Here is a 5,527-nt window from a genome sequence, read left to right on the forward strand (position 1 = left end):
AGATTGAAAGCGCTTTATAGATTTTTCGTGAAATTTTTACCTAGCCTATTTTTGAGGTTAGTAGTAAGAAAGGAGATATTTCCATGTTCTTAAGAAAATTAACAAAAAACCAGTTAATCACTATTGATTATTATGATTAAAATGTAAATCACCGGTAAACGAAACAAACATAATAGTACAACAACATTAGTGGATAAGAATATTAGTTTTGCAGAAGGGGATAGAGCATCTTGTGTATAAATGGTAAGTTTTTAGAAAATTCAGTTTCACAGTTGCGTGTTGTGATGTTTGTTTAAACAGGCCAATTCTATTAATATAGAAAATTTTTATCCTTGTTGTATTTGAATATGAATGAGGTATTTATGCCAAGGAATATAGGTGATTTTATATAGATTATGATAGATAAATTTTTGGTATGGAGTGATAATATGGAAAGATTTTTTGTAGAGTTAGTCGGATCAACAAATGATTTTTTATGGTCTAAATTGTTAATTATTATGCTTGTTATTTGCGGAATTTATTTTACATTTAAATTGAATTTTGTACAGTTTCGAATGTTAAAAGAAATGGTCCGTGTATTAATGGAGGGGAAAAGTGGTTCTAAAGATCAAATCTCTCCTTTTCAAGCGTTTTGTATTGGTATGGCAGCCCGCGTTGGAACAGGGAATATCACAGGAATTGCGATTGCAATTGCATTAGGTGGTCCTGGAGCTGTATTTTGGATGTGGATTATTTCTATTATTAGCTCGGCCTCCAGTTTTGTCGAAAGCACATTAGCACAGATATATAAAGTAAAAGATAAAACTGGTTTCCGCGGTGGTCCATCCTATTATATGGAAAAAGGGTTGAATAAACGTTGGATGGGAGTATTATTCTCTATTTTAATCACAATTACTTTTGGTCTTGTATTCAATTCAGTACAATCAAATACAGTTACAATTGCTTTTCAAAACTCATTTGGTACAGATCGTCTAACAGTTGGGATAATCATGGCCATTGCTTTCGCTGCGATTATTTTTGGTGGTGTACAACGTATTGCAAAAATGGCTGAATACAAGGTGGTATTTTTAGCAGTATTATACATTGGAGTTGCATTATTTGTTGTAGTTACCAACATATCAAAAATGCCGGAAGTTCTTTCTCTTATTGTTCAAAACGCATTTGGTTTTAAACAAATAGCAGGCGGTTCAATTGGTGCAGCACTTATGAATGGAGTTAAACGCGGTTTATTCTCAAATGAAGCTGGTATGGGAAGTGCACCAAACGTTGCCGCAACAGCAACAACAAGTCATCCGGTGAAACAAGGACTGATTCAAGCATTTGGTGTATTAACGGATACACTGATCATTTGTACTAGCACTGCCTTTATTATTTTGCTGTCTGATGCATATAAACAACCGGGGTTAAATGGTATTGCACTTACACAAGCAGCATTAAGTGAACACATAGGTCCTTGGGCATCGGGTTGTCTTGCTATCTTTGTTTTTTTATTTGGATTTGGTGCGTTAATTGGCAACTATTATTATGGTGAAACAAATATTCGCTTCTTACATACAAGTAAAGTGTGGTTAATGATATACAGAATAAGTGTGTTGGCTATGATTGTATTTGGTTCTGTTGCAAAGATTCAAATTGTATGGGATTTAGCGGACTTATTTATGGGCTTTATGGTTATTATTAATTTAATTGCTATTACCTTACTTTCAAAAGTAGCATTTGCGGCGTTACAAGATTATATAAACCAGAAAAAAGCTGGTAAAGATCCTGTTTTTTATAAAGAAAACATTAAAGGGCTTGAAAATATTGAATGTTGGGATAGTTATGAGAAAACTTCAAAAAAGAAAAGTGTGTAATAAGAAGGATATTCAGACTGCAATATGTCTGAATATTTTTCTTGGTTCTAGTGCAAATATTATTGATTATAGTAAAGAAAAAATCATTCTATATAAAGTTAATAGTACGGGGGAATATGATTAAATGATAAAGGATTCTAGCGTTCAAGTTGAGGGTCAAGAAAAAGTTTGCTTAGATCAATGGGTAGCTCATTATCGAGCGTATGCAGCTAAGGGACGAAGCGCCAGTTATATTCCCGCTCTGGGGGAAATAAATGTATCGCAGTTAGGTATTTGTATAGTAAAGCCAGATGGAACAATGATAAAATCAGGAGATTGGGAGATACCTTTCACATTACAAAGTATATCAAAAGTAATCGGTTTTATAGCCGCTTGTTTAAGTCGCGGTATTTCTTATGTATTAGAACGAGTTGACGTAGAGCCAACTGGAGATGCCTTTAATTCAATTATTCGTTTAGAGATACATAAACCAGGAAAACCTTTTAATCCTATGATCAATGCTGGAGCGATTACGATAGCTTCACTTTTGCCAGGGACATCGGTGCAAGAAAAATTAGAATCTCTATACGTATTAATTGAAAAAATGATAGAGAAGCGCCCCGCTATTAATGAAATAGTATTTCAATCAGAATGGGAAACGGCTCATCGTAATAGAGCATTAGCATACTATTTAAAGGAGAATGGTTTTCTAGAATCAGATGTGGAGGAGACACTAGAGGTTTACCTAAAACAATGTTCGATTGAAATAAATACAGAAGATATTGCCTTAATAGGGCTTATACTAGCACATGATGGATATCATCCTATTCGCAAAGAACAAGTGCTCCCTAAAGAAGTAGCTAGGTTAACAAAAGCTTTAATGCTAACTTGTGGAATGTACAATGCTTCTGGAAAATTTGCTGCTTTCATTGGATTACCAGCTAAGAGTGGGGTATCCGGCGGAATTATGACACTTGTTCCCTCAAAATCTAGGAAGGATTTATCGTTCCAAGATGGATGTGGTATTGGTATTTACGGACCAGCCATTGATGAATATGGGAATAGTTTACCAGGAATTATGTTGTTAGAACATATTGCAAAAGAATGGGATTTAAGTATATTTTAAAAAGGAGCACAGATATTTTGGTGTTAGAGCGAGTCCAAAAGTGTTCAGACCTTATATTGTGTCTGAACATTTTTGAGTTATAAAGTATCTTTCTAAAGTAGAAGGGTGTAATGAATACTCACAATCTATAATGCTTTCGTTTATATCTTATTTATCAGTTTTTGAAAAAAATAGAGTAAGTATTGTATTAATGCAAATAGGTTTGTATACTGACTGTTAGGCGAAAGTGAGAAGTGATTATTTTGAATCTTAGTAATTTAGTAAAAAAAGACATCTATATTCTCGTTTTAATGATACTTACAGTACCCTTAGTAGGTGAAATAAAGTCATTTCCTTTAAATGAAACATTTAGAATGAGCTTTGGCGCACCAACATTTTTCTTTTTTTTGTTATTGTTTCGACGAATTCCAGCATTTTTACCGGGTTTTTTAACAGCGATAGTCGTGGTAGTATTTCGTATCTCAATGGATGTCATTATAAAGGGAAATATGGATTGGCTAGCCGCTTTTCATACTCACTATCCTAGTTTTTTCTTTTATTTTACTTATTCGTATCTCTTTCATTTAGCAAAAATCAAACGTTTTTATCATCAACCACTAATGATTGGTTTTATTGGTTGCATGATTGAAATACTGTCAGACTGTGTGGAATTAATGATTCAATATTTCGTATTAAAAACATCGATCACATCCGAGGCAATAAATGAGATTATTGTTATCGCATGTTCCCATAGTTTTATAGTTCTAAGCTTTTTCAATATGATGAAATTGTATGAAGCGCAATCAAGGGAGAGACACATAAAGAAACAAAATGAACACATGCTCATGCTTATCTCTAATTTATATGAAGATGCTGTTCATTTAAAAAAAACATTACAAGATGCTGAGAATATAACAAAAAAATCCTATGATTTATATAAAACCTTAGACTCTTTTGAGCACAAACAGATGGATTTTCAGTTTGGGGATTTAAGGCAACAGGCATTACAAATTGCTGGTGAGGTCCATGACGTTAAAAAGGATAACCAACGTATTTTTGCGGGACTTTCAAAACTAATTTCTGATGAAAGTTTTACAGATTATATGTCTGTACATGAACTAGTAAATATCATTATACGGGCAAATACGAAATATGCACGCTTGCTAGAGAAAGACATCCAATTTTTGTATAAAATTGATGGTGTGCATCCTCATTATCATATTTACACAATCTTATCTATTATAAATAATATCGTTACAAACGCTGTAGAAGCTATCCAAGGTATGGGAACCATCACAATTGACATTAATAAAGACCACCATTTTGTTGAATTTCAAATAGGCGATAATGGTCCTGGTATTTCTTCAAAATATAAAGATTCAATTTTTGAGCCTGGGTTTACTTCTAAATATGATGATTTAGGCAACCCATCGACAGGTATCGGATTATCGTATGTTAAAGAAATGGTCGAACAACTTGAAGGTGATGTTACGCTTGAGGACAGAACCGAAGGAAAAGGATCAATTTTTATAATTAGATTAGGGATTGATCATATAATTTCGAAAGGGTGATTCTATGTATTTTTATATAGTAGATGATGAAAAAGCGGTTCGCTCAATGTTGGCTCAAATTATCGAGGATGAAGATCTTGGGGAGGTTATAGGAGAAGCTGAGGATGGTTTATCTTTAGAGCAACAAATGCTAATCCTTAAAAATATAGACATTTTATTTATCGATTTGTTAATGCCGATTCAAGATGGAATAAAAACAATCCGTCAAATAAAACCTTCGTTTAAAGGGAAAATCATCATGGTCTCTCAAGTAGAATCAAAAGAATTAATTGCTGAAGCTTATTCGCTTGGTGTTGAATACTATATTATTAAGCCAATTAACCGGATTGAAGTATTAACAGTTGTTCGGAAAGTCATTGAACGAATTCGTTTGGAAAAATCGATAAAAAACATTCAAGAATCGCTTAATATGGTACTAAAATTAGATAGTAATTCAAGTACGCAAGAAAAATACCGTAATGAAAAACATTTAAATACTTTTAATCATTTTCAAAATTCCATTCATTTTCTTTTGTCTGAATTAGGAATAGCCAGTGAAAGTGGAAGTAAAGATTTGATGGATATGCTAGATTATTTATATAAATATGAACAAGATAACACGTTGGAACAAGGCTTTCCCTCACTAAAAGAGATTTTTATGAATTTGGCTCAAAAAAAACTTGGGGATTCAGCTGAAGATGCCGAATTAAAAAGGTTCATAGAAGCTTCCAAACAACGGATTCGGAGAGCAATTTATCAATCATTAAACCATTTAGCATCCCTTGGACTTACTGATTTTTTAAACCCGAAGTTCGAAAATTATGCTTCTAGATTTTTTGATTTTACTACCGTAAGGAGAAAGATGACAGAATTGAATAATGAACCAACATTACCTGCTCGTATTGATACGAAAAAATTTATTCAAGTTCTTTATTTTGAAGCAAAACGAATACACTTGGAGTTAAGATGATAAACTCTTGCTAAGTATTATTTTCAATTGATAGATTGATAATAGTTTTTCTTTTTATTCTCCTTTATTT

The 5,527-nt window shown here is 32.8% G+C and carries 4 protein-coding genes; all 4 read left to right on the forward strand.

Annotated features, from left to right (window positions below; genetic code table 11):
- The first annotated feature begins 428 nt into the window (after positions 1–428).
- Positions 429–1,853, forward strand: coding sequence for an alanine/glycine:cation symporter family protein (locus ACQGSG_RS25965; protein ID WP_000439285.1), 1,425 nt, complete (start codon positions 429–431; stop codon positions 1,851–1,853).
- A gap of 124 nt (positions 1,854–1,977) precedes the next feature.
- Positions 1,978–2,958, forward strand: a complete 981-nt coding sequence (gene glsA / locus ACQGSG_RS25970) for a glutaminase GlsA (RefSeq protein WP_000588648.1) — start codon at positions 1,978–1,980, stop codon at positions 2,956–2,958.
- Between the two features lie 233 nt (positions 2,959–3,191).
- Positions 3,192–4,508, forward strand: coding sequence for a sensor histidine kinase (locus ACQGSG_RS25975; RefSeq protein WP_000584792.1), 1,317 nt, complete (start codon positions 3,192–3,194; stop codon positions 4,506–4,508).
- Positions 4,509–4,512: 4 nt separating this feature from the next.
- Complete coding sequence (locus ACQGSG_RS25980; RefSeq protein WP_044584615.1) at positions 4,513–5,457, forward strand: response regulator; 945 nt, start codon at positions 4,513–4,515, stop codon at positions 5,455–5,457.
- Positions 5,458–5,527 lie beyond the last annotated feature (70 nt).

The sequence above is a fragment of the Bacillus sp. GMa5/1 genome (assembly GCF_050172015.1).
Lineage (GTDB): Bacteria > Bacillota > Bacilli > Bacillales > Bacillaceae_G > Bacillus_A > Bacillus_A cereus.

Excerpts from the sequence above, each read along its gene's own strand:
- glsA (WP_000588648.1), top strand. The coding sequence starts at position 1,978 with ATGATAAAGGATTCTAGCGTTCAAGTTGAGGGTCAAGAAAAAGTTTGC.
- ACQGSG_RS25980 (WP_044584615.1), top strand. The coding sequence starts at position 4,513 with ATGTATTTTTATATAGTAGATGATGAAAAAGCGGTTCGCTCAATGTTG.
- ACQGSG_RS25965 (WP_000439285.1), top strand. The coding sequence starts at position 429 with ATGGAAAGATTTTTTGTAGAGTTAGTCGGATCAACAAATGATTTTTTA.